Source organism: Pseudoalteromonas piratica (genome assembly GCF_000788395.1).
Taxonomy (GTDB): Bacteria; Pseudomonadota; Gammaproteobacteria; order Enterobacterales; family Alteromonadaceae; genus Pseudoalteromonas; species Pseudoalteromonas piratica.
On record NZ_CP009888.1, the window covers coordinates 3024075 to 3048436 of the forward strand.

Consider the following 24362-nt stretch of genomic DNA (forward strand, 5'->3'; position numbering starts at 1 on the left):
AAAATTATGCGTCAGCAGTTTGTGATGCTTGTTGTTGCACATATTGTGCAAATAATGCATCAAAGTTAACTGGTGCAAGGTTTAACTGTGGGAAAGTGCCACGGTTAACCATGTTTGACACTGTTTCACGTGCATATGGGAATAACACGTTAGGACAGAAAGCACCAAGCATATGAGCTAATTGGCCTTCATTCGCAACGCCAATTGCAAAAATACCTGCTTGTTGAACTTCACATAAGAATGCTGTTTCTTCACCAATAGTCGCATGAACAGTCACTGAAAGTACTACTTCAAAAACACCTTCATCTAGCTTGTTTGAACGCGTATCTAAGTCAAGTTTAACTTCTGGTGCCCACTCTTTTTGGAAGATAGCAGGTGAATTTGGTGTTTCAAATGAAACGTCTTTTACATAAATACGTTGAACTGCAAACTGAGGACCTTCTGCTTGTTGTTCTGCGCCTAAGTTTTGATTCTCTTCTGTCATTTTAATTTCCTAAATTTTGTTTTAAACAAGCAAGTTATCCAAACGACCCGCATCGTTTAGTGCAAACATATCATCACAACCACCAATATGTTGGTCATTAATAAATATTTGCGGTACGGTGTAACCACCGTTTGCTTTTGCAATCATTTCATCGCGAAGTTCTGGTTGAGCTGCAATATCAATCTCAGAAAACTCAACGCCTTTTTGTGTTAGTAGCATTTTGGCTCTAATACAGAAAGGACAAGTTGGTTTAGTGTATATAACAATGTTCGCCATGATTATTTTCCTGTTGTAAGCGGCAAGTTTGCATTTTGCCAAGCGGTAATACCACCCGATAAAACGTTTACTTGTTCATAACCAGCTTTAACCAGCCCATTTGCAATAGACTGTGCAGTCATACCTGAAACACATACCAAGATAATTGGGTCAGATTTAAACTTTTCAAGGCCAACAAATTCACCTTGTTTTGCTTTTTCTGCTGCAAGGTGAACACTGCCCGCAATATGACCTTGGTTAAAGTCTTTTAAGGCACGTATATCAACAACACGACCGTCTTCACGGTTCACTAAATGTGTGAGTTGTTGAGGGTTAACCTGTTTTATCGCCGAAAAGCGTGATTTAAACCACCCAAGAACAATGGCGCCTAATAAGCCAACCCAAATTAAACATAAAATCAGGTTGTTAGTAACAAATTCGACAAATTGTGCCATTACATTCTCAATTTTTCTTTACATTAAAAGTGGCCAAGTATACACGGATGATATAACTAAATTCTAGCTCTGCTAGGGTTTCAATTGAAAATTTTAAAAGCATGCAGCTTAACTGCTGAATCCGCGGTGAAAAAATGATATAAAAGACCGGCTATTTTAAGCGCAGTGCTTCGCGCAATTCTATTTGAATGAGGAATGAGAATGTCTTTACAGAAAAAACCATTAGTGCTGATTATCTTAGATGGTTGGGGATACAGTGAAAAAACCGAAAGTAATGCAATTTTAGCTGCAAATACACCGGTTATGGATCGTCTATGGAAAGAATACCCAAGCACACTTATTTCAGGTTCTGGTTTAGATGTAGGCTTACCTCATGGTCAAATGGGTAATTCTGAAGTTGGCCATGTCAATTTAGGGGCAGGTCGCATTGTCTATCAAGACTTTACACGTATTACCAAAGCAATTGACGATGGCGAGTTTGCAGAAAACCCTGCCATAGTTAATGCCATCGATAAAGCGGTTGCAAACAATAAGGCCGTTCACCTAATGGGACTTTTAAGCCCAGGTGGCGTGCATTCTCATCATGAACATATTACTGCTGCTATTGAAGTTGCAGCAAAACGTGGCGCTAAGAAAATTTACGTTCACGGCTTTTTAGACGGCCGTGACACTGCGCCGCGAAGCGCAGAGCAGCCAATTAAAGATATTGTTGCTAAATGTGAAGCACTTGGCGTTGGTCAAATCGCCAGTTTAGTAGGCCGTTATTTTGCAATGGACCGAGATAACCGCTGGGAACGTGTTGAAAGCGCTTATAACCTAATGACGCTAGGTCAATCTGAGTACAGTTTCAACAACCCTTTAGATGCTTTAAATGCGGCTTATGAGCGTGATGAAAACGATGAATTTGTGTCTGCCTCAACTATTTTAGAAGACGGTGCAGCTGCTACCATCAATGATGGCGACGCAGTATTGTTTATGAATTTCCGTGCAGACAGAGCACGTCAGATGACTCGCGCTTTTGTCGATGCAGACTTCGCAGGCTTTACCAAACAAAAGGCACCCAAGCTTGCTGACTTTGTTATGTTAACTGAATATGCAGCGGATATTAAAACAAGCGTTGCCTTCCCACCGGAAAAACTTGCCAATGTATTTGGCGAATGGTTAGAAAAACATGATAAAACCCAGTTGCGTATTTCTGAAACCGAAAAATATGCACATGTAACCTTTTTCTTTAGCGGTGGACGCGAAGCTGAATTCAACGGTGAAGAACGTATTTTAATACCATCACCACAAGTGGCAACCTATGACTTACAACCAGAAATGAACTCGACAATGCTTACTGACAAGCTAGTTGAGGCAATCGAGTCTGGTAAATACGATGCAATTATTTGTAACTACCCGAATGGTGATATGGTTGGTCATTCAGGAGTATTCGACGCTGCGGTTAAAGCGTGTGAAGCCGTAGATAGCTGTATTGGTCGTGTAGTTGAAGCGTTAGAAAAAACAGGCGCAGAAGCGCTTATCACGGCCGACCACGGTAACGCTGAGCAAATGGTCAACCCAAATACAGGTCAAGCACATACCGCGCACACCAGCGAACCAGTACCATTTATCTACGTTGGTCGAAATGCCACTGCGCTAACAGGAAAGAAATTAAGCGATGTGGCACCTACAATGCTTCATTTAATGGGTATGGAACAACCAGACGAAATGACTGGTGAAACAATTATGAAGTTAAACTAACCAATGCGCTGCTCTTATTTATTTTTTGTTTTGTCAGTATTAGCTTGTTCCATACAAGCTAATACTGAGCGTACTAAAGACGATTTAAACCAAGTCCAACAGCAACTCAAAGACACTAATAAAACATTTAAAGAGCAACAGGCACTGCTAAACACAATTGAACAAGCCCTAAAAAAAGCAGATGTAGCAATTGCCGCCAGTTCAAAAAAACTCAAACAACTTAAGTTTGACGTTGAGTTAAACCTTACCGAGCAAGCCACTCTAAAAGATAAAATTAAATCGCTTGAAAGTGATAAAGCAAAGCAGCAAGCCGCCCTTGCAGCTCAACTTAAAAGTGCGTTTATGACGGGCAACCATGATTATGGAAAATTATTGCTCAGCCAAGATCAAGTGCAACATGTAGAGCGCACGCTTAATTACTATCAATACCTTAATAATGCACGAATAAAAGAACTTGAAAAGCTAAAAGCAACCTTAATTGAATTAGAAAACAGCCGTCAGTTGTTAGCGCAAAATCAGGTTCAGCTCGAAGCACTTTTAAGCACACAAGAAGAACAACAAAATGCCTTACTGATTGCAAAAAAAGAGCAAAAGGCAGAATTCAATACGCTAAAAAGAACATTACAAAAAACACAATCACAACTGGTTTATTTAAAACAAAATGAACAAGTTTTAAAACAAACGTTAGAACAACTCAGTCGTGACTTAGCCCAAAGCGAAGTAAAGCTGGTTGGCTTACAAAAACGCAAAGGCAAATTAGATTGGCCTTCCCGTGGCAAGCTCACACACCGTTTTGGTCAAAAAAAGCATGGCAGCCTGAAATGGAAAGGCGTACTTATGAGTGGCAAGGAAGGCGCACCAGTTAAAACAATTGCAGATGGCCAGGTACTTTTTGCTGATTGGCTAAAAGGGTTTGGCTGGGTAATTGTCGTCGATCATGGTAAAGGATTTATGAGTCTTTACGGCCACAGCCAAGCACTTTTAAAAGACGTTGGTGATAAAGTTAAAGCTGGCGAACAAATCGCATTAGTCGGACAAAGCGGTGGACAATCAAATCCTAGTCTATACTTTGAAATACGGCATAAGGGAAGAGCGGTAAACCCTGTTAAATGGTGTAGACGAATTTAGGATTCAAAATTGGCTACACCTCATTTGAGGAGTGAGCCAATGACTTTTTTTCTTAACACATTAAAAATAAGCATTTTGGTTTGTGTTATTTCATTCGCACCTGCGTGGGCTGAATCAAAAGCAGCCGCACAAGTTTCAATTGCTGAAGTTTTAGCGAATATTCAACATTTTTACGTTGATGATATTGATGCTAAAAAGCTCAACCAACATGCAATTGAGTCTATTTTTAAACAGCTCGACCCCCACTCTGAGTTTCTCGATCAAAACGAGCTTGAAGCACTTTTTAACGTTGCGAATGGTCGCTATACCGGATTGGGTATTGAGGTTGAGCAACGTGAAGAGCACATAGTGATTGTCGCTGCTGTAGAAAATTCCCCAGCTCATACTGCTGGTTTAATTAAAGGTGACATATTACTTAAAGTTAATGGTACTTCGGTTATTAACCAAACCATCAAACATGTATCGCAATTAATTAACCAAAAACAGCAACCACAAGTTACACTCACAATTGCTCGCAGCGGACATCTAGACCCTTTGTTTTTTGAGGTAGAGCGCAAAAAAATTGACCTTAAAAGCGTCAGAGGAAGCATTAATAATCAAGGCGTAGCGTATCTTCGAATTATTAACTTTAATAATCATACCCTTTATGACGTTGCAAAAGAGTTAGCGCATCTTTCACAAATAGTCGCGGGTGATATCAATGGTTTAATCATCGATTTACGTGACAACCCCGGTGGTATCTTAGACAGTGCAATCGAAATCTCTGATTTATTTTTAGAAAGTGGTGTGATTGTCAGTACTAAAGGACGCTTTGCCGAAGCAAATCAAGAATATTACGCGCAAGAAGGTGATGTACTTAATGGCGCACCTATTATTGTTATGATTAATGAAGGCTCAGCCTCAGCGGCTGAAATATTGGCTGGTGCACTGCAAGACAATCATAGAGCGCAATTAGTTGGCACTCGCTCATATGGTAAAGGCTCAGTACAATCTCTCATTCCACTTGGTGATGGTCAAACTGCCTTAAAACTGACAACAGCGAAATACTACACACCTAGTGGCCGTTCAATCGAAGGCACTGGAATATTACCTGATTTTCCCGTATTGCAACGAGAGAGTGAACATTATGCAGCGGGTGATTCCGACTCATTTGTTAATGCCAAGGTTCATGATCTTCAACTAGAAAAAGCGTGGCAATTGTTGGAAAAATAAGTCATCATTAATTAGATTTTGAGAAGGGCTCGGGATGAGCCCATACTTACAATAAAAATAATAAGAATACGTGTGCGCCCATTTATCTACTTAATTTTATTAATTTTAAATTTTTACAGTGTGCAATCTTTTGCTGCTAGGGTCGCTATTCTTATCGATGACATTGGTAATCATGCAAACGACTTAAGTGCATTAGAGATTTCTGGTCAATTGTCTTACGCGATACTACCCTACACTCCTTATGCAGACTCATTTTCTAAAAAAGCAGCAATACTCGATCGAGATGTGATTTTGCATGTACCAATGGAAGCTGTGAGTGGGAAAGCCTTAGGTCCGGGTGCCCTAACTTCAGATATGGATAAATACGCGCTGCAAAAACAACTTATTGAAGCACTTGATGATTACCCGAAAGTTATTGGCATCAATAATCATATGGGGTCTTTTTTGACGCAAAAAGTTGTACCAATGGCATGGACCATGGAAATTCTAAGAGATCGTGATTTATTTTTTGTCGACAGTAAAACATCAAAAGACAGTCAGGCACAAAATATGGCAAAACTTTTTGGTGTGGCGAATGCGTCAAGGCATGTATTTCTAGATAATATTCCTAGCGAAAAACAAATGATGTTCAGACTTAGGCAGTTAATCCACATTGCTAAAAAATCTGGCAGCGGTATTGCAATTGCTCACCCCTACCCTGAAACAATTAAATTTTTACCGAGTGCAATACATGCTTTAGAAAAAGAAGGGATTGAGTTGGTGCCTATCTCACAGCTAATTATGGATAAACCAATAAGGCTAGCTAACCAAACAAATACCAACTAGAGTAATTTACTAATTAATGGAGAAGCAAAAAGTGTAATCTGATTGCTTCTTCCGGATTTTTGATTGCTTAAGCAAACATGCTTTTCACGTCATTAAGTAATTCGTTATACTCATCACTTTCCAGCACGCCAACATCTGTTAAAACACCTTTATCAACATAGCCTTGTAGTGCAGCATTTTTGTCAGAAACATTTAATAAACCCTGGCTAATCGCCGCAATGCGAATAAAATCAACATAACAAGGCTTTTCCGGTCTATATTCTGAACTTGCCCAAAGCTCTGACACTTCAACAAAATCATCTGTGAAGTCCCAAGCTCGCATAATTTGGCCACCAATACGCCCACCTAGTTTTTGAATAGCCTGTGCTAAAAACTGAGGGTTAGCAAACACATCTTGATGACGCTCAGCTTCGGTCAATATAGGTAAAATACCGATGTTGTAAACCAATGACGCCAACGTAATAGTATCGATATTGAGTGAACTATGTTTATTGTCTTTTAAATGCAAGTTCAATAAAGCGATTGCCGATGAGGCGACATCAACTGTTTTTAGCCAGCTTTTTGATAAATACTCTTTAACAATTTTATTTTTTGAAACAAATAGTTGTTCCATCGCCATCGCAGTTGCAATATTTTTAATTTGCCTTAAACCAATGCGGGTGACTGCCTGATTTAATGTTGAAACTTTGACTGAACGACCTAAGAATGCACTGTTAGCAACTTTAATCATCCGAGCTGAAAGCGCAGGGTCATGCGCAATTACATCACTCATTTCCATTAAGTTAATTTCAGGATTGTCCGCAGCCTCTCTTACTTTAACTGCAACTTCAGGTAGGGTTGGTAAAACGAGTGTATCGTTATTAATTTTCTCAACAAGAATGGTAAGTAATGCATTTTCTGTAGACATATAAAAATCGTCCTTTTTATAATTTTCTGTTTGCCCGAGCGAACTCGTTGCACCAAGTAACCAAGTGGTTTCAACCAACATATTTAAGCGAATTTTGATTATAGTTTTATGTTATATTTCAAAGCCCTTTAAAATAAGCTTAGCCTAAATATCGTACCGCGTTAAATTATTTATTCGGGTACATTAAATTGTTCAAGCAAGCTAAGTAGTTGCTCATTACTATATGGTTTAACAGGAAAAGTTCCCCACACTGGCTTAGGCCAAGCGATATCATCTTGATATCGAGCAATATGGTGAATATGTAATTGCTCAACCACATTACCCAGTGCAGCCACGTTAAGCTTATAAGGAGAGAATACCTCACGGATTAAGTGTTGTAATTGACGTGACTCAAGGTGCAGAACATTTTGTTCTGATTCACTTAAATCAATAATATCGCGCGCCCCTTCAACTTTAGGTACCAAAATAAACCAAGGATATTGGCTATCATTCATCAGTAATACTTTACAAAGTGACCAATCTGCTATTTCGATACAATCTCTTTGCAGCTCTTTTGCGAGTTCAAACATTAACTTACCTTTTTATTGCATTCCCGTCGTTTATAGCAATTAGTTGCCATTAGATCTATATCTACATACCATTTAGCCATCACACATAACAGTAACCAAGAGTAAATAATGAAAAGAACATTGATTGCTTTCGCAGGGGCAAGTTTAATGAGTACAGCAGCCTTTGCTGAACCTTTATCCCTTGAGCGAATTTTTTCCGATCCGAGCTTAGCTGGTAAAGCACCAGTAAAACTTAAATTTTCGCCTGATGGTAGCCGTGTTACTTACCTACAAGGCAAGAAAGAAGATTACAACCGCTACGACCTTTGGGAATACAGTTTAAAAGATAAAACCAATCGTTTATTGGTTGACTCAAATACTATTTTTTCTGGCCCTGAAACCTTATCTGACGAAGAAAAAGCACGTCGTGAACGTATGCGCGTTTTTGGTAAAGGGATCATGGAGTACATCTGGTCTAAAGATGGGAAAGCACTGTTATTCCCATTAAACGGTGATATTTATTACTACGACCTCGCAAAACAACAATCGCGCAAACTCACCGATACGCCTGAATTTGAAACAGATGCAAAAATTTCACCAAAGGGCAATTATGTTTCATACATTCGCGCGCAAAATTTATATGTGCAAAATCTTGCAACCGGTCAAGAGATTCAGTTAACGAAAGATGGTGGCGGCACTATTAAAAATGGTATGGCCGAATTTGTTGCACAAGAAGAAATGAGCCGAATGACAGGCTACTGGTGGAGTGGAGATGAAGCTAACATTGCTTTCACTCGCATCGATGAGTCTCCTGTTGCAGAAGCCATTCGCAATGAAATCTATGCAGATGAAGTGAAGCTATTTAACCAACGCTACCCGTTTACTGGCACTAATAATGTTGATATTCAACTAGGTGTTGTAAACCTAAACTCTCAGCAGGTTGATTGGGTTGACATGGGTGAAGAGAAAGATATCTATCTTGCTCGTGCTAAATGGTTAAACGACGATAAAACACTCTCGTACCAATGGCAAAACCGCTCTCAACAACGCCTAGAGCTGCGTTTTTATAATAGTGATAACAAAAAACAGAAAGTGGCACTTACAGAAACAAGTAGCACTTGGATTAACCTGCACTTTGATTTGCGTTTTCTCGATGATAAAAAGCACTTTGTTTGGGCATCAGAACGAGATGGCTATAAACATTTATACCTTTACAAAGTTGACGGCACACTAGTACGTCAAATTACTCAGGGAGAATGGATTGTAGAGAGCATTAAGAGCATTGATGAAGAAAATGGCCTGATTTATTTTTCAGGGCGTGCTGATACGCCGCTTGAGAGCCATCTTTACTCAGCAAAGTTATTTGAAAAATCGACACCTCGTCGTTTAACTGAAACAGGCAAATTCCATTCTGTTGTTATGGCTAAAGACAATTTGACTTTTATCGCCCGCAGCTCAAGTGTAAATCAGCCTGCTCAAGTGTCACTTCGCGATAATTTAGGTAACTTTATAACTTGGTTAGAGCCAAATCGCCTTGATAATGCGCACCCTTTAACGCCTTACCTAAACGATTTAGTTGATCCTGAATATGGCACGCTAAAAGCCGAAGATGGACAAATAATGCATTACCGACTGTTTAAGCCAAAAACGCTAGAAGCCGGTAAAAAGTATCCGGTTATGGTCAATGTTTATGGCGGTCCACATGCACAGCGTGTTACTAATAGTTGGCGTAGTAAAAACCTATACTTCCAATATATGGTTCAGCAAGGTTACATCGTATTTCAATTAGATAATCGTGGTTCATATAATCGTGGTAAAAAGTTTGAAGATCCTATCTACAAACACTTAGGCGAAATTGAAGTTCAAGACCAAATTAAAGGCGTTGAATTCTTACGTACTCTCGATTATGTAGATGCTGAACGAATTGGTATTTATGGCCACAGTTATGGTGGTTATATGGCACTCATGACGATGTTTAAAGCGGGTGACTACTTTAAAGCGGGCGTATCGGGTGCACCTGTAACAGATTGGGCCCTTTACGATACACATTACACTGAGCGCTACCTTGGTCATCCAAACACGAATGCTGCAGGCTATGAAAAAAGTGCAGTATTTCCATATGCCGAAGGGTTAGCTGGTCCGCTTATGATCTACCATGGCATGGCTGACGATAACGTCTTATTTACCCATGCGACTAAGCTGTTTAAGCAATTACAAGACAACGCACAACAGTTTGAAATGATGACTTATCCGGGTTCGAAACACAGCCTACGTGGTAAAAAAGTACAAACCCACCTTCACCAAACAATTACTGACTTTTTTAATCGCCATTTTAAGAAATAAGTTCTCATCAATTAGTCTTATCGATTAAAAGCGGGCTTGCCCGCTTTTTCTATTTCTTTTATAAAAAGAATGTCTTAGGTCAAATTATATTTCAAAATTTATAGTCTAATATTAAAACAACAACTCAATTAAGGGTGGCATTATGACAACACTTCGCCGCATCACTATTCAACAACGATTAGCCATTTTAGTCGGGTTAATTGTGTTAGGGCTTACCTTATTAAGCATTGCAACTTTAAGTTCTCAATATCAATTATTAAAAGATGAGTCATATCAAAAAACGCGAAGTTTGGTTGAGGCAGCTCACAGTATTATTGAGTCTTACCATAAAAAGCAAATCAGTGGAGAGCTAACAGAAGAGCAAGCAAAAAACGCAGCTAAATCAACCATTAGTGCAATGCGCTATGAAAATAATAATTATTATTGGATTAATGACACATCGCCAAGCATGATCATGCATCCGATGAAACCAGAGCTTAATGGAAAATCGCTATCAAACGTTAAAGATCCGAATGGCGTTGCTCTGTTTATTGAAATGGCAAACATAGTGCGACAACGAGGAGAAGGGTTTGTACCTTATCAATGGCCTATGCCTGGCGCAAAAGATCCTGTTGATAAAATATCCTATGTTAAAGGTTTCAGTCCTTGGGGGTGGATTATCGGTTCTGGTATTTACTTAGATACCTTAGATACCCTCTTTGCTCAGCAGGCAACTAAATTATTGTTCCAAACAATTGTCATTATTTTACTTGTGGGAGCATTGGCTTACCTTATCGGCAAAAGTATTATCGCGCCGACGATTCAAGCCACCAAATTAATGAAAGACGTTGCCCATGGCGACGGTGATTTAACCCGTAAATTAACGACCGATGGCAACGATGAGATTGCCCGTTTATCAGGTTATTTTAATGAATTTTCCGATAAAATGCGTAACTCGTTAAAACAAGTCTCGAATGCATCACAACAGGTGCTGTTTCAAGCAAATAACGTTGCACAAACTAGTGATAACAGCCAACAGTACATTCAAATGCAATCAGATAATACGACGCAAGTAGCAACCGCTATGGAACAAATGACCGCACAAATAAGGGAAGTAAGTGATAATGCAAATGCAGCCGAGCAAGCAGCCAATCAAGCACGGGAAAACACACAGGCTGGTAAAGGTGTAGTTACCCAAACAATTAACCAAATTGAATCTCTATCGGATAACATAGATCATGTTAGCGAGGTCGTTGCTTCACTTGCGGCCGAGAGTGACAATATTGGTGCTGTGCTTGATGTGATCCGTGGCATTGCTGAACAAACCAATTTACTGGCACTCAATGCGGCCATCGAAGCCGCTCGCGCTGGCGAACAAGGCCGAGGGTTTGCGGTTGTAGCTGATGAAGTAAGAACACTGGCAAGCCGAACAGGACAGAGCACTGAAGAAATCCAACAAATGATTCAAAAGCTGCAACAAGGAGCGCAAGAGGCCGTTTCCGCAGTGTCTTCGTCACAGGTAACATCAAAAGAAACGGTTAACCAGGCAAGTAAAGCTGATGAAGTGCTCAGTCAAATTGATGAATTAATGAATATTATTTCTGATATGAACAGCCAGATAGCACGCGCTACTGATGAACAAAGCCAAGCCGCAAGCGAGGCTAATATGCGTATTAGCGAGTTAGCTGGTATGGCAGATGAATCACTGAACAACACTCACCAATTACATGCAGCAAGTACGGAGCTAATTGCCAGCAGTGAAGAAATGAGCACAGTTGTAAACCGCTTTAAACTTGACTAACAAAAAGGCCAGCAATTAAAGCTGGCCTTAAAAAGCTCTTATTGAAAGAGTGTGATTACTTTCCTAACTTCAGTTACAAAATGTTGCGTAAATGCTTGCGAGCGAAGCAGCTGTTGGCTTACCATGCTGCCAATCACCGCCCTCTACACCACTACCAGCAATATCAACATGGATATATGGAATAGGTAACTCTGAACTTGCGCCATGCTTATCAAGACCTGAAGCAACCGCTAAGAATGCCATTGGGAACTGGTGCCCACGAGCAGTGATTGCTGATGGAGCATTGTTACTTGAAAGGACATCATCAGCGAGTGTTTTTGGCGCGATAAAGCTATAATCTTCTCGGCGTTCACGCGATACTTCAGAGCCATCAGCCCATAAATCACCTTGATGAGCGATATTTTGAGATAGATTTAATGCTCTTGAAGCACCATTTTCAACAAGTGCAGTATAAGGGCCCATTGCACGTGCAGCATGGCCGGTAAGTGTTGCAACAGTAAACACAACAGGGTTCACCTCATCCTTAGCAACATCTTTAATTTCACTTAGTAAATCACCCATTGCTAAACGGCCTTCAGCATCCGTATTACCGATACGAACACGAACACCTTCTCGGCTTGTAATAATCTCGTCAGGTACAAAACAGTCTGAACCAATAGAGTTACGAACAACAGCTAAATACGCTATCACTTTAACGCCTTTAGGTTGATGTTCAGCAACTGTTTTCATAAAGCCTGCAACCGATGCTGCACCACCTTTATCACGGCTCATACCAGCCATAGCACCGCCCACTTTTAAGTCAGCACCACCTGTATCGTAAACTAAGCCTTTACCAACAAATAACAGAGTTCTTTCAATATCCCCTTGTGGCACATACTCTAATTTCACTACGCGAGGTTGATGACGTTCAACAGCGTATGATGCACGTGCAACAGTGCTCAGCATAGGGTAGTTTTCATCAATAAACTGCGTATCAGAAATCACCTCAACAGACACTGAGGTGTTCTCAAACAGGCTTTCACAATATTCAGCAAACCGAGGAGGAGCCATACGCTCCGGTTCTGTACCACATAAATCACGTGCCGCATACTGACCCATTGCAATCGCATGAGCATAATGGCTATCAAACTCACCTACCATTGTAATAGATTGGATTGGTTCGATACTTGAACCATGGTATTCACGCGCTTCAAGAGGTTGCCATAATGCTTGACAGGCACCTAAATAGGCTACACTCAGTGCTTGTTGATAACGTTCATTGTCATGGCCAAGAACTAAGATAGCAGGGTTTACTGCCCCAGCCTGAAGAGCTTCAACAATGCCTTGTTTCGCTGCATCAAAATAACGACGCACATCATCATAGTCTCGATTTATTGGCCCTGTTGGTGCCAAGATTAAGCGTTTTCCTGGTGCTTCTTCATTAACTAACAGAAGTGTTTTTTGACCAATGCGCTTGTCGTGTTGTGCAGTAGCAAGCAAACTTTCTTTGAATTCTTCGGGTAATAAAGCTAAGTCTGGGGTGATAATAATTAAACTATCAACATATTGAGGTAACGCTGAAATTGATGCCGCTTGAAGCGCCTTGGGTGAAGTCATTTTAAAACCTTACTGAACGAATAATAACACGAAAAACACTCGTGCTAGTTTAGAAAAGATGGCTTAAATATGGGGCTTAATTTAAATAATTCAAGTTTCAAACATTGCTAGTTGCTCATGCTGTAATTGCGTTTCTCCAAGGCCTACGCCTATACCTAATAAGCGAACACCTTTATTTCCGCCACGTGAGTATGCTTTTTCAAATAAACTGGTAAAAATAGCATCATCTAATTGATTGCAACTAAAATCTGCTGTTGTGGAAACAAAATCATTAAATTTAACTTTCACTGACAATTTACTTACTTTATTCAATAACCCTTTGGCAGCTAAACGAGCATCTAATTCCGCTCTCAGTTTAGGCAGCTCATTTAAACACTGTGTAAGTGTTGTTTTATCATATTCATAGGTATGTTCAACTGACAATGATTTTCTCATGCGCGACAAGTTGATGCTGCCAATCACTTCACCATTACATTTTTTAAATAGTTCGGCTCCCCAATTACCAAACTTTATCTGCATTTGATTTAAGCCTAAATTAAGTACATCTTCCCCTACGAATAAACCCGATGCATTTAACTTCTCAAGTGTAACCTTCCCTACTCCGGGAATTTTTTTAAGATTAAGCTGCTTTAGAAAGTTTCCAACTCGATGTGGCGGTATTAAACAGTAACCGTTTGGCTTATTCTCATCGCTAGCAATTTTTGCAACAAACTTTATTGGCGCAATGCCCGCTGAAGCAGTAAGCCCGGTTGTTTTAAAAATTTCTTCTCGAATGGCATTGGCAATTAATGTTGCACTGCCAGAATGTTGAGTGCAATCTGTTACATCAAGATAAGCTTCATCAAGAGAAAGTGGCTCAACCAGATCAGTGTATTTTGCGAAAATCGTTCGAATTTGGCTAGATACTTCTTTATAAACCGCCATTCGACCAGGAACTATCAACAAGTCTGGGCAAAGTTGCAACGCCTTATAATTTGACATTGCCGATCGCACGCCATACTGACGTGCAATATAATTTGCTGTGGCTAACACACCTCTTCGGTGTTTTCCACCAATAGCAATCGGCTTATCTCTTAACTCAGGATTGTCACGCATTTCAACAGCAGCATAAAAACAATCCTTTATGCAACACTAAACTTAACTATTAATTTTGTACGTATAGTATTAATATATTCCAAGCATAAAAAAAGAGCAATAAATGAAGAAAGTTAAGTATAAAAATATCACTATAGAAGGCGAACATTTTGAAGAGCTTCACGTCTTTTATGACAACGAAGGTAACTTAGTAGTACTACCTTTACTATTTTCTATCGACTTGACTCGCACGGGTTCAGTCTATTCTTTTAAAAAAATATCGAGTAAAGACAGATTTAAAACTTCTGAGTTTGAAGAGAAGACTGTTCTAATTAGGAGTGACATTTCTCGTAACACTGAGACAACTTACCTTGGCCATTTGCTTAAGTATCTAGAGTATTGTGAATCTAACTCTTTGCCAGATGACGATCTAGAGCACTGTACTGAAATAGCTGACAATGAAGATATTAGTTTATTTTTGAATCATGAGTATCCAAATCAAATCGAGAAGTACACAACTTTAAAAGGTATGAAAGCAGCCATTGCTGCTTACTACAACTTCCTTACTCATTTAGGGATTACAAACCAACGATCAATAAGAATAAAAAAAGAGGTAAGAAAGAAGCTCCTTGAGAAAGAAGCATATAACTTTCAAATCAAGTACATTCATTCAAATTTGATAAATGAGCTATTGTTAGCTCCGAAAACCAAAGCTGACAATTTAATTATTCAATGTGGATATCGTTTAGGTTTAAGAGCTAAAGAGTGTGCAGGTTTAGTATTGCATGGTAAAGACGGCTTAAACGAAATTGTTGAACGATACAAAAAAGAAGAAAATGACACTTCTCTCTACCCTATCAAGACTGAGTATTTCGAATATCAGCTTAAGTCAAAGTACACCAAAGGAGGAAAATCAAGGTTTCTATACATTCCTAGAAACATGATAAGAGATATCGAGGCATATATAGAAACTGAAAGGGCTGATATTGTCGCCCTCAGTAAATATCCTGAGCCAGACGGCTTACTTCTAAATGCGTCAAATAGTCACTTTGGCAAAGCGATATCAACAAAGCATGCAAGTACTGTATTCAGGCATCTAAAGTCAATCGTTTCAAGCCTAAATGAATACCACTCTTTCCATTGCTTACGTCATACATTTGCGACCTTACTATACGACAAGAAAATTAAGGAAGGTAATGGTAAAAATGACGCACTAAGAGAAGTAGCAAATGCCTTAGGTCACTCTCTAGACCGTAATGGTGATGCCTACAAAACTACAACGCGCTACGTCGTAATGCGCGACTACATGAATATAGTGGAGAAAGCAGCATGAAAGAGAATTTAGCAGAAAACCCTTATATATTCTCAGTGTCAGAGGTAGCTGCAAATGATGAGATTAACTATGTCGATGTTATTAGAAAAGAGACTAAAGAAGGGTTCAAAGCACTTTTACCAGAGAAACCTAAAATGGTAGACCCTCGTCCACGACGAATTGCTATTTTTGATAACTCAGGAAACAAACATTTTGTTGGCCCTAACGACAATATCTTCAATTCGCTTTCTGAGGCGATTTTTCTCGCAATCGCTGATGGGATGATATCAGACTATTTTAACGAACAAGCTAAAACCAGATCTCACGTAAGAAGTGTTAGAGATTTTCTGATTTGGTTAAACACTTTTGAAATTGATCCTGTTGCTCGATATGACGTACTCAACCAATACGAAGCATATTGCATAAATGAGAGAAAGCTTTTGCCTCAGTCTACCGGACTAGACAAGTTAATTCCCTTAATTAAGCATGGTTTAGGCTCATTGCACCTATCTGATGAGCAATATTATTACTTAATAATGTTGTTAAACAGCACTACATTAAGTGAAGCAGAAGGCAGAACACAGTTCACACTAAGCTCATGGTTTAGCTTACCTTGGATAAGACCAATTATGGGAGAGAAATCTTATTTAAAGCTAGAAAGTGCAAAGATTTTGATGGATAGCTTTAAAATAACAGTAGGTACTGTCCTTCAACTACTTTTATGTGCGAAACAGGAGATAAATTCGATTCTAACGTCGAAGTCGATGAGCGCTTTTTCTTTGATTGATATATCGAAAATAGAATCTTCAGAGTTAGAAACAATAGATAAAGAAAAATTGTTTAATAAAGTCGCAACACACGCGAGAAGAAAATACTCAAATACTTTGTTTTGGATAGTTCATGAACAGTTTGAACTCAGGAAGTCACAAGAGAAAAAGAAATCTCCGACTTATAGAATCCTTAAGTTAGACACATTCAGTAAAGCAATGTTTTCGACATTGGAATATGAGCTTTCGGCTTCACCGCTGACACAGCCACCATTACAGTATTCAGAGAATAATGTTCAACTGAAGCAGAATTTTAATTGTCCACTGCTTTTTGAGCCAAACCACCTAGAAGTTACCAATCCTTTAGAGGAGCTTCTTGCAGCGTGGATAATATCAACACTATGTATTCAACCTAGTGATGTAAGCAATGGGCAGATTGGACAATTCATTCGTGAGTACAATAACTCAGGAAGCTTGATTTCTATTTTCAGTCAATCGTACAAGTCTCGAAGCGACACTATACATAGCCACCCCATATTGGACGGCCAGCTAGTTGAATCTAAAGCACTAGAAAGCTATTTTGCAAACGTAGAAAAGTCGAGAGAAAATCTATTTTCCAACAACAAAATTCCAGCGATTAGATATGTGACGCGAAATAATGAGGGTGAAGCTCAACCTAGTTATGCCGCTTTACTTACTCGAATCTTAGATGACAAAGTTATAAACAAACTAGTAGTCGAGGAGCATCAAAAAAGAGACATTGAACCAATTTTCTTAAAGGCATTCCTTGCTCTTGATAAATCAAAAGCTCCAGCTTTTGACGCTTTCTACCAAGAGAACAGAGATAAAATTGACGAGCCAAGAAAAGTATATACTCAGAAATATAGTGACGCGGTTCCTGTTTCGCTATTCAAACTTTCTCATATTAAGAATTCATCAGTGCATAGTCGTTACGACCAGTACCGAGAAGGCGATCTTGTTAATCAGAACTCCCACAATGCTGAGGTAGAAAGATTAAGTTACATAGGAGAAGCCAACAAGGATGCCGTCAACCAAAGAGGCCGTATATCACGGCTAGTAATGAATGATCTATCTGAGAACCTTTATAAGCCTAGTATCGACAAGATATTAAAAAAAGCTCGTGATATGCAACTACAAACTTCACTGCGTAAAGCTTCTCAAAGTGATACTTATGAAATAAACACACTTGGTATTGCGATTGATGCAGAGGTTGAAGATGACAGATTTGGAGATCAAATAGTATTTGAAACTCAAGAATCCGCTCTTAATATGATCCATTATCTAAGCCAAGTGGAAAAATTTGGAGCCTTGATAGCTAAGCGTAACCTTCCGTTCTTTGAATCTGAGGTTTTGCCTAGAACACTGTGGATAGAAGACACCCTTCAACGTTTTTCTAATAAATCCTTACTGGCAGAAGTGTATAAGAAGCACAAAAAGCTTGAAAGTAGACTTCCTGATCTTTTTGAAAGTGAGTTGCAAGGAGGAGTCGCATAATGAAACCTCAATATTCGCTCACACATCACACATCAGCAATTGAAGAGTTGGACTATGATGAGCTGCAAGCTCGGCTTGTCTCCAGATTAGGTAATTTAGATAATGAATTCTTAAGCCTAGAGTGGAAATTTAGATCTGAAAGGCAAGAGTTCGTATTCAATTTTTCTGTCATTTATCAGTTACTAACAAACTCTACAACATTCAATGCGCAAGTTGAAGAAACCATTATTGCGCTCAAAGTTTATTGGTTGGAAACAACACAAGGCTATAAGAGCTTAGAATCTTATAGAGCTTCGTTTAATGGACTTTGTCTATTGGTCAACTTCTTAGTCGAGCACAACACCAAGGTTATTAATAAAGAAAATATTGAACACTATATTGAATATTTGCTGACCCACACTTACGACAAGGGCAAAGTACTAAAAACTCTAAATTTTAAGTCTTATGCTATTTACAGGGTATGTGCCTCACTGAATGACATAAAACAGTCAATTATAGCTAGAAGCGACTTTTCACTAGTTCACTCAAGTATTAATGCTAAATGTGTAACTCTCGCTGAGAAGCAAGTAATTGAGACTCTTTCTTCTGGCGAAATGTCGTTGAAAGACTGGAAGGCTGGTAAATCTTTTAACTACTTGAAATTAGATTATGGAAAGTACTACATCGAGCATTGTTCTTCCTTTTTTAACAAGCATTACGCTTTGGCTAGAGCGCTTTATGAGACATCTCAGGATGCGGGCGAATTAGTAGAAAAAGCAGGTTGGCCCGTAAAGCCGGATACGAAAGCCTATGCAAGTCTCTGCTTGTTAAATTTGTCTCCTGAAGAAATAGCGAAAAAACGAAACATTAATCTCGCAAAAACGAAAACTTTAAAATCGATTGTTGAAGCTCGTTTTCTTGCTTACTTCACGAAATATCATAAACATATGAGTCAGTTAGATCGAGACAATAGAGTTGAATTTTTTGCTCATTTAGATATTGAGAGTTTAACAGAAAGCCAAGTTGATAAGCTAAATTTCATTTGCGACCAACTCATTTATGGTGAAAGTCAGGAAAAGATCAAATGCTGGATCGACGAAATTGATAATGACTATATAAATTTCGATAAAGTCATCGATTCGTATTCAGCAACAATAGAATGCATAGCTGTAAATAAGAAACAACGGCAACATAAGCAAGAGCTACCAGATCAAGATTTCTACATCGGAATTGGTTTAGAAGAACCTACAGGCTCTAAGAATGGATATATAATTCAATTTTATAGGAAGGTTTTGGCGGCAGGATTTACAGATATAGCGTCAAATCTTGGCTGGAGAGAGAGCGAATTTGGCTTTAACTTTAATGCAATAAAAGTTGAAGACAATCTAGACTTCATCGACCAAGAGCGCTTCCCTAATCGTTACATGGTGAATTGGGTAGTACCTAAAACACATGGAGATAAACTGTTAAACCGAGAAATTACATATAGTGCTTTCTCAAAAATTAGATTAATGAGAGATTTTCTTAGTAGCGGGAATGACTTACCATGCCTTTACGCTGTTGAAAGCTCGAACAAAAAGCCAAGTGCATCTGCCACTCCATTACAAAGAGCTGTTCAATCTATGTGGGTACATTTTGCAACTCACTATGAACCTTTCGATATAATTGAGCAAATAGAGATTTTGGAGACTCTTAAGAAAAAAGCCAAAGATGGTGAATGTTTATCTCACAACGATTTCGAGAAGCTTAAAGAGTTGGAGAAGAAGTATATCGATGAAAAATGGGAACACTTTGATCGAGATCCTATGCTGAAGAAAGCAAAAGCTAGAATTAGAAAAGAACTGCCCGTAGTCGCATTCCACTTAATGAATAATGAGTGTAAAGCAAAGAACAACTGGGTTTTAAGGTATAAAGATCGCACACTTTCCCCCGAATTAATGTCAGTTCTTGATGAAAACTTTAGTGAAGAAACTAAATCATTCATCAGCCAGATTACAGAGAAACCTATTGCAACACTGACAAAGCAACTTTCGAGTGAGTTGGTTTCAGATTGTATCTACCCTACCCCACATGCCTTAAGGCACATGTGGGCAGAAGCTGTCTATAGAAGATTTGATGGTGATGTTGGTTGGATGATTAGAAGCCAGTTTAAGCATATTAGTCCATCCATGTGGTTGGCCTACATTGCTGATAAAGCTAATGGTCCAATTAATGATAAAGCTAAAGTTGATGTAATCAATTCGGTGGTTAAATCTTTCATCGAGAAAAAAGGTCAAGGATATGCAGGTAAACTATCTAGCTATTTAAGACGTGCATTTAAGAAGACCAAAATAGTTAACTTGAAAAGTTTTGAAGTAGAACTGAACCAGTTTATTGAATCCGAATTTGTATCTATTAAGGCTAATCCGTGGGGCTTCTGCTTACTTAAGAGACGGAATCAAGCAAAAGCTAAATGTGCTGAGAATGGTATTCCTAGACGAGAAAAAGCGGCACCAAAATATTGTCTAGGTTGTAGTAATAATCTGACTCAGCACACGAACATAGACTACATATACTTCACAATCATGAAAGATGTAGCTTTGCTAAACGATTGTGAGTCTATTCCCAAAGCATTTCTGAAAGAGTCATTTGATTTGGTTTACAATGCTTTTAAACATATTAGAAGCCTCGACCCAATGCACAAGGTTTTGAATATATTGTCACCGATAATTGATAGAAGGGCGTCTTTCGTATGATGGATTATTTCGAAGAGAAAGCTGATGAAAAACCTGACTGGGTCTCAGATAAGAATTGCTCCCATAAGATCTATCAGGCTTTTTTAGCGCTTGAAAAAGAAAAAAGGGACTATATTAACAGGCACCGTTTGACAGGTGATTTCGAAAAGGAAAAGTCATATACATTCTCTATGCGAGAGGCGTCTAGAAAAGCGGGAATCAGACACACTAACGTTACCAGCTTAAGCCGCTTTGACGATATAAAAAAGTTCTTCAATCAAATTAACCTCCAGCTTACTAAAGAGAAAGAAGAAAGACTTAAAAAATTTGGAAAAAAATCTCGCGGTAAATATGAATCGTCTAAAGGCGAATTAGTTGAAGAGATAGCGAAGGTAAAAAAAGATTATAAAGGGCTGGAAAAAAAGAATGCTGAGGCGCAAATTAATGCGTTGATGTCTAGAATGAGACCAGAGATTAAAAAGTTACTGTTTAACTAATACTCTATCAAATGTGGGACTTTTAATTTCAGGCTATTAAAGTATCTTACAATAGTAAAATTCCAAGTCGGCACACCTGCCGACTTGGGGGCTATAACTTGTTATGTGATTATTTCGCAAAACGTAATTTCTATTATTGCTGTGCCGCTATTCAAGCTTTATTACTTTTAAAGTAACGAGAGTGACCAAATTGCTATTGACCTAATAGCATGAGGTGAAAAATCTTATTCGATATAATTTCGTACTGTTATGATAGTTTTAGTTTGAAAAATTAATTCAACTTTCTTACTGAGAACATAGTGGTCAATGTTAAGCAAAGGAAATGTAGTGAACAGTACAGCATGGGAAAAAATAGATACAGATCATTGTAAAGCGACGGTTCACGAGTACTTCAGATGTGAAGATGCTTTCCAATCTTTTTGTAAGCACTCTGAATACATGGTCCTGAAAGAGAAAAATAGAGAAGTCTCGTATAGGGCTTACAATGCTTACGCTAGCTTTATTCATCATTTATGGGAGTTTTTACAAGCTTGCCACGCCAGAGATGCCAAAAAGAAGAACATAACCAATAAGAAAGGTAGCGAGAGAATTAAAGTTATCGAAGGCTACGTTTCCTTACATGCGCAACGAATATTTGATCAGTATAGGGACGCAATAAGAGGTGGTCATGCACCACAGTGGGTGAATCATATTTCCTATTATGAAATAAAAGTGCCTGTTGAATTTGCATCTGAGTTTCGTAAGTACCGAAATAAAGTTTCAGGCCATGTAGATCATGAAAGAGTAAGCAACCTCAGTCTATCTGAGTTCTATCAAAAATATCACAAATATCTCTACTATCTGTTTCTTGATGCAAAGCATATGTGGGGAGGTAAAGGTGAATTTCCTGACTTAAAGGAAGTCACAGATTTTAGCATCATGATTACTAACAAAAAGGAAAACTAAATATGTCGAAGGAAAGTCAAGTAACTAAATGGCTAAAAGATAACACCGATTTATCATGGACGCGAACAGGTGGTGATGAACCACCTGTTAAATTAGATCGTCTCTATATAAATCGTAGTGAAGGTTACGAAATTAGAGATTTCATACTGAAATATTACAGTGAATGTAATTTAGAACATAAACCAGATAATTATAAAATTACACTGAAGAAGATTTTGTCTTATAGAAAAGGTGAAAAGGTCAAGACAGAAGACTTATTAAATCACCTCAAGAGCAAGCTTAAAAACTAGGATATCAAATATGATTTTTGCGGGACAGAATGAAATTTTCTCTGTTCCGCTCTTTCACATTCTATTCAACGGAAATGAGCTTATTTTAAGTTAAATACTATTTGGGAGTGCTGATGTTTATTGAAGAGATTGAGCTAAACCTAGAAGAATTGCTAGAGCGATTTATTGCCGAAGAGAGTTCGCTATTACAAATCAATGCAAGTGAGCAAGCAATATCCAATCGCTTAGCACGCATGATTGAAAACACTATTGAAGACTGGCATGTTGATTGTGAATACAATCGTAATATGTACAGTATAAAACAACTCAAATATGCGTTAACCGAAAATGGAGATATTAAAGACAGAGCGGTTGTTCCCGACATTATAGTTCATCGTAGGTTAACAGATGAAAACCTTCTAGCTATTGAGATAAAGAAGGCTAACAATCAAGAAAATAGATTTAAAGATCATTCAAAACTAACAGCGTTTAGAGAGCAACTTGGCTACAAGTACACATGGTTTGTTGATTTTTATACGGGTAAAAACTCTATTGGAGCTAAAGAGTCAACTTTAATAATAGACTGATTTAAAAAATTTTATATGAATAAGTCTTAACTTGACCTGTCAGATTCGAATAATAGAACTTAATCAAATCTGATAGTCGCATATGTGCCGATAACAGCCATTCTATACTAAATTAAATGATTCTTTAAACCTTACTATTTTAAATGCCTGTTCAAAAAACACACTTGACATACACAACCCTATCACCTAAAATCGCCGCGTTTTAATTTATATCTACATTCGTTGGAGAGTTTTTGCTAGAGAATCGGGTAATTGTAAGTTCATAGTCCAAAGGACTAGTGAACATAGAAAACTAAATTAACCCCCATCATTTATTTAATGAAGGGAGTGTTTTCATATGCAATTACTATTTGGGATTACTCCAGTGAATATATCAAAAAACGACCAACGCGTTCTACACGTACTCGCACTAGGTGGCGAAATTCAATATAGCCGTGAAAACGGTAAAATCCATGAAGTTATCTGTTACACGAATGACGGTCTAGTTCTGTCTAATTGTACACTTGATGTCTTCAAACGCTTGAAAAGTAAGAAACTCATCAGCTCAAAGAAAGGGCAACCTTATCGAATTACTCGATTAGGAGCTAGCTCTGTCCGTTCTCAAATGTTTCAACGCTTTTAGAGCCAGAAAAATCCTGACACTTACAATGTTGCGAATGAGCTAGCAGTTATATGCTAGCCACTTCACTCTGCTGTGACTGTCAAGAAAACACTGCGCTCTAAAGGCTGTTTAGAAACAAATTTGATGGTCACTGAGAGTTATCCCAATACATCCTAATGAATATCAAATTTCTTGTTTCAAATACGCCTAAGCGCAGTAAATCAAAAGCATCTGCTTTATTTACTTAAGAGGTATTAAAAGATGAAATCATCTGAAAAAGAAATCATTAAAAACATTCACTTTTTAGCATTTGGTGAAGAAGGAAAAGAAACGTCTGAACTTGCTGGAGCATTTTTAGCGGAGCCAGACACTATTTCTATAAGTGCTGAGCGCGAAGGAAAAATGGTAGGTAATGTGCTTTTTACACCATTCGTGTTTGAAGAGTACCCTGAGAAAAAGTGTTACTTACTTGCTCCAATTGGTGTATTGCCTGAATACCAGCGTGGATTTGGAGTTGGTAGAGAATTGATGCAAGCAGGTATCGAGCATTTAAAATCAATAGGAACAGATGCAATTTTTGTATTAGGTGTACCTACGTACTACCCACAATACGGCTTCGTCCCTACTGATAAGCAAACGCCTTATCCTGACCTACTTACAATACCTGAATCATGGATGGTTCTTGAACTTAATAAAGGTGTTTTAAATACACTTGGTGGGAAAACGTATGCTAACAAACCGTTTATGAACCCGATGTTTTGGGATACCTCAGGGCGCGGATAACACCAGTAGCTTTGCACTCAGTTCACTCTAAACAAATGTCTGG

At 38.5% G+C, this 24362-nt stretch carries 22 protein-coding genes; 15 read left to right on the top strand and 7 right to left on the bottom strand.

Annotated features, from left to right (window positions below):
- Positions 1-4: 4 nt before the first annotated feature.
- Genes secB through OM33_RS13970 form a run of 3 tightly spaced genes read right to left on the bottom strand, consistent with a single transcriptional unit; the run spans position 5 to position 1194 of the window.
- Positions 5-484, bottom strand: coding sequence for a protein-export chaperone SecB (gene secB / locus OM33_RS13960; protein WP_038642589.1), 480 nt, complete (start codon positions 482-484; stop codon positions 5-7).
- A 21-nt stretch (positions 485-505) separates the two neighbouring features.
- The gene (gene grxC / locus OM33_RS13965) at positions 506-760 is read right to left on the bottom strand and encodes a glutaredoxin 3 (RefSeq protein ID WP_038642591.1); all 255 of its coding nucleotides are present in this window, start codon (positions 758-760) and stop codon (positions 506-508) included.
- 2 nt (positions 761-762) lie between these two features.
- On the bottom strand, positions 763-1194 hold the full coding sequence (locus OM33_RS13970) for a rhodanese-like domain-containing protein (protein WP_038642593.1): 432 nt from the start codon (positions 1192-1194) through the stop codon (positions 763-765).
- Positions 1195-1395: 201 nt separating this feature from the next.
- Here OM33_RS13970 and gpmM point away from each other — a divergent pair, with 201 nt between their 5' ends.
- The 4 genes from gpmM (at position 1396) to OM33_RS13990 (ending at position 6102) form a co-directional block, all read left to right on the top strand.
- Complete coding sequence (gene gpmM, locus OM33_RS13975; RefSeq protein WP_038642596.1) at positions 1396-2937, top strand: 2,3-bisphosphoglycerate-independent phosphoglycerate mutase; 1542 nt, start codon at positions 1396-1398, stop codon at positions 2935-2937.
- 3 nt (positions 2938-2940) lie between these two features.
- Positions 2941-4065, top strand: a complete 1125-nt coding sequence (locus tag OM33_RS13980; protein ID WP_038642598.1) for a murein hydrolase activator EnvC family protein — start codon at positions 2941-2943, stop codon at positions 4063-4065.
- Positions 4066-4104: 39 nt separating this feature from the next.
- Entirely contained in the window at positions 4105-5277 is a 1173-nt protein-coding gene (locus OM33_RS13985; RefSeq protein ID WP_052141018.1) for a S41 family peptidase, read from the top strand.
- 72 nt (positions 5278-5349) lie between these two features.
- The gene (locus OM33_RS13990; protein ID WP_234402698.1) at positions 5350-6102 is read left to right on the top strand and encodes a divergent polysaccharide deacetylase family protein; all 753 of its coding nucleotides are present in this window, start codon (positions 5350-5352) and stop codon (positions 6100-6102) included.
- Between the two features lie 67 nt (positions 6103-6169).
- Here OM33_RS13990 and OM33_RS13995 read toward each other — a convergent pair whose 3' ends face one another.
- Both OM33_RS13995 and OM33_RS14000 read right to left on the bottom strand, forming a co-directional pair.
- A complete protein-coding gene (locus tag OM33_RS13995; protein WP_038643422.1) occupies positions 6170-7009 on the bottom strand; it encodes an HDOD domain-containing protein in 840 nt (279 codons plus the stop codon).
- A gap of 170 nt (positions 7010-7179) precedes the next feature.
- Positions 7180-7578 carry an HIT domain-containing protein gene (locus OM33_RS14000; RefSeq protein ID WP_038642600.1) on the bottom strand — a complete coding sequence of 133 codons (399 nt, stop codon included), beginning with the start codon at positions 7576-7578 and terminating at the stop codon, positions 7180-7182.
- Positions 7579-7686: 108 nt separating this feature from the next.
- Here OM33_RS14000 and OM33_RS14005 point away from each other — a divergent pair, with 108 nt between their 5' ends.
- Complete coding sequence (locus OM33_RS14005) at positions 7687-9900, top strand: S9 family peptidase (protein ID WP_052141019.1); 2214 nt, start codon at positions 7687-7689, stop codon at positions 9898-9900.
- A 142-nt stretch (positions 9901-10042) separates the two neighbouring features.
- A complete protein-coding gene (locus OM33_RS14010; RefSeq protein ID WP_038642602.1) occupies positions 10043-11680 on the top strand; it encodes a methyl-accepting chemotaxis protein in 1638 nt (545 codons plus the stop codon).
- A gap of 69 nt (positions 11681-11749) precedes the next feature.
- On the opposite strand, the gene OM33_RS14015 is transcribed toward OM33_RS14010, so the two are convergent.
- Positions 11750-13276: a M17 family metallopeptidase gene (locus OM33_RS14015; protein ID WP_038642604.1), complete on the bottom strand. Its 1527-nt coding sequence runs from the start codon at positions 13274-13276 to the stop codon at positions 11750-11752.
- A 90-nt stretch (positions 13277-13366) separates the two neighbouring features.
- On the bottom strand, positions 13367-14401 hold the full coding sequence (gene dinB / locus OM33_RS14020) for a DNA polymerase IV (protein WP_038642606.1): 1035 nt from the start codon (positions 14399-14401) through the stop codon (positions 13367-13369).
- Between the two features lie 73 nt (positions 14402-14474).
- Between dinB and OM33_RS14025 the strand changes: the two genes are divergently transcribed.
- From OM33_RS14025 to OM33_RS14065, 9 genes are all read left to right on the top strand, one after another.
- The gene (locus OM33_RS14025) at positions 14475-15683 is read left to right on the top strand and encodes a tyrosine-type recombinase/integrase (protein WP_038642609.1); all 1209 of its coding nucleotides are present in this window, start codon (positions 14475-14477) and stop codon (positions 15681-15683) included.
- Positions 15680-17944 (top strand): hypothetical protein, encoded by a 2265-nt coding sequence (locus OM33_RS14030; protein ID WP_038642611.1) that lies wholly within the window; start codon positions 15680-15682, stop codon positions 17942-17944. The genes OM33_RS14025 and OM33_RS14030 overlap by 4 nt, the downstream gene beginning before the upstream one ends.
- Entirely contained in the window at positions 17944-20658 is a 2715-nt protein-coding gene (locus tag OM33_RS14035) for a hypothetical protein (RefSeq protein WP_038642613.1), read from the top strand. Before OM33_RS14030 ends, OM33_RS14035 begins: the two co-directional genes overlap by 1 nt.
- Complete coding sequence (locus OM33_RS14040) at positions 20655-21134, top strand: hypothetical protein (protein WP_038642614.1); 480 nt, start codon at positions 20655-20657, stop codon at positions 21132-21134. Before OM33_RS14035 ends, OM33_RS14040 begins: the two co-directional genes overlap by 4 nt.
- A 327-nt stretch (positions 21135-21461) precedes the next feature.
- Positions 21462-22079 (top strand): hypothetical protein, encoded by a 618-nt coding sequence (locus OM33_RS14045; protein ID WP_234402699.1) that lies wholly within the window; start codon positions 21462-21464, stop codon positions 22077-22079.
- Positions 22080-22081: 2 nt separating this feature from the next.
- A complete protein-coding gene (locus OM33_RS14050; protein ID WP_038642616.1) occupies positions 22082-22369 on the top strand; it encodes a hypothetical protein in 288 nt (95 codons plus the stop codon).
- Between the two features lie 113 nt (positions 22370-22482).
- Positions 22483-22935 (top strand): hypothetical protein, encoded by a 453-nt coding sequence (locus OM33_RS14055; protein ID WP_052141022.1) that lies wholly within the window; start codon positions 22483-22485, stop codon positions 22933-22935.
- A gap of 337 nt (positions 22936-23272) precedes the next feature.
- Entirely contained in the window at positions 23273-23557 is a 285-nt protein-coding gene (locus tag OM33_RS14060) for a YjhX family toxin (protein WP_407681041.1), read from the top strand.
- Positions 23558-23797: 240 nt separating this feature from the next.
- Positions 23798-24319 (top strand): GNAT family N-acetyltransferase, encoded by a 522-nt coding sequence (locus tag OM33_RS14065; RefSeq protein ID WP_052141023.1) that lies wholly within the window; start codon positions 23798-23800, stop codon positions 24317-24319.
- Positions 24320-24362: the final 43 nt, after the last annotated feature.

Coding starts and splice junctions, on each gene's coding strand:
- OM33_RS14015 (WP_038642604.1), bottom strand. CDS start 13,276: ATGACTTCACCCAAGGCGCTTCAAGCGGCATCAATTTCAGCGTTACCT.
- OM33_RS14065 (WP_052141023.1), top strand. CDS start 23,798: ATGAAATCATCTGAAAAAGAAATCATTAAAAACATTCACTTTTTAGCA.
- OM33_RS14005 (WP_052141019.1), top strand. CDS start 7,687: ATGAAAAGAACATTGATTGCTTTCGCAGGGGCAAGTTTAATGAGTACA.
- OM33_RS14050 (WP_038642616.1), top strand. CDS start 22,082: ATGTCGAAGGAAAGTCAAGTAACTAAATGGCTAAAAGATAACACCGAT.
- OM33_RS14030 (WP_038642611.1), top strand. CDS start 15,680: ATGAAAGAGAATTTAGCAGAAAACCCTTATATATTCTCAGTGTCAGAG.
- OM33_RS13980 (WP_038642598.1), top strand. CDS start 2,941: ATGCGCTGCTCTTATTTATTTTTTGTTTTGTCAGTATTAGCTTGTTCC.
- OM33_RS14060 (WP_407681041.1), top strand. CDS start 23,273: ATGCAATTACTATTTGGGATTACTCCAGTGAATATATCAAAAAACGAC.
- OM33_RS13995 (WP_038643422.1), bottom strand. CDS start 7,009: ATGTCTACAGAAAATGCATTACTTACCATTCTTGTTGAGAAAATTAAT.
- OM33_RS14025 (WP_038642609.1), top strand. CDS start 14,475: ATGAAGAAAGTTAAGTATAAAAATATCACTATAGAAGGCGAACATTTT.
- OM33_RS13985 (WP_052141018.1), top strand. CDS start 4,105: ATGACTTTTTTTCTTAACACATTAAAAATAAGCATTTTGGTTTGTGTT.
- grxC (WP_038642591.1), bottom strand. CDS start 760: ATGGCGAACATTGTTATATACACTAAACCAACTTGTCCTTTCTGTATT.
- OM33_RS14035 (WP_038642613.1), top strand. CDS start 17,944: ATGAAACCTCAATATTCGCTCACACATCACACATCAGCAATTGAAGAG.
- secB (WP_038642589.1), bottom strand. CDS start 484: ATGACAGAAGAGAATCAAAACTTAGGCGCAGAACAACAAGCAGAAGGT.
- OM33_RS14055 (WP_052141022.1), top strand. CDS start 22,483: ATGTTTATTGAAGAGATTGAGCTAAACCTAGAAGAATTGCTAGAGCGA.
- OM33_RS14040 (WP_038642614.1), top strand. CDS start 20,655: ATGATGGATTATTTCGAAGAGAAAGCTGATGAAAAACCTGACTGGGTC.
- gpmM (WP_038642596.1), top strand. CDS start 1,396: ATGTCTTTACAGAAAAAACCATTAGTGCTGATTATCTTAGATGGTTGG.
- OM33_RS14000 (WP_038642600.1), bottom strand. CDS start 7,578: ATGTTTGAACTCGCAAAAGAGCTGCAAAGAGATTGTATCGAAATAGCA.
- OM33_RS14010 (WP_038642602.1), top strand. CDS start 10,043: ATGACAACACTTCGCCGCATCACTATTCAACAACGATTAGCCATTTTA.
- OM33_RS13970 (WP_038642593.1), bottom strand. CDS start 1,194: ATGGCACAATTTGTCGAATTTGTTACTAACAACCTGATTTTATGTTTA.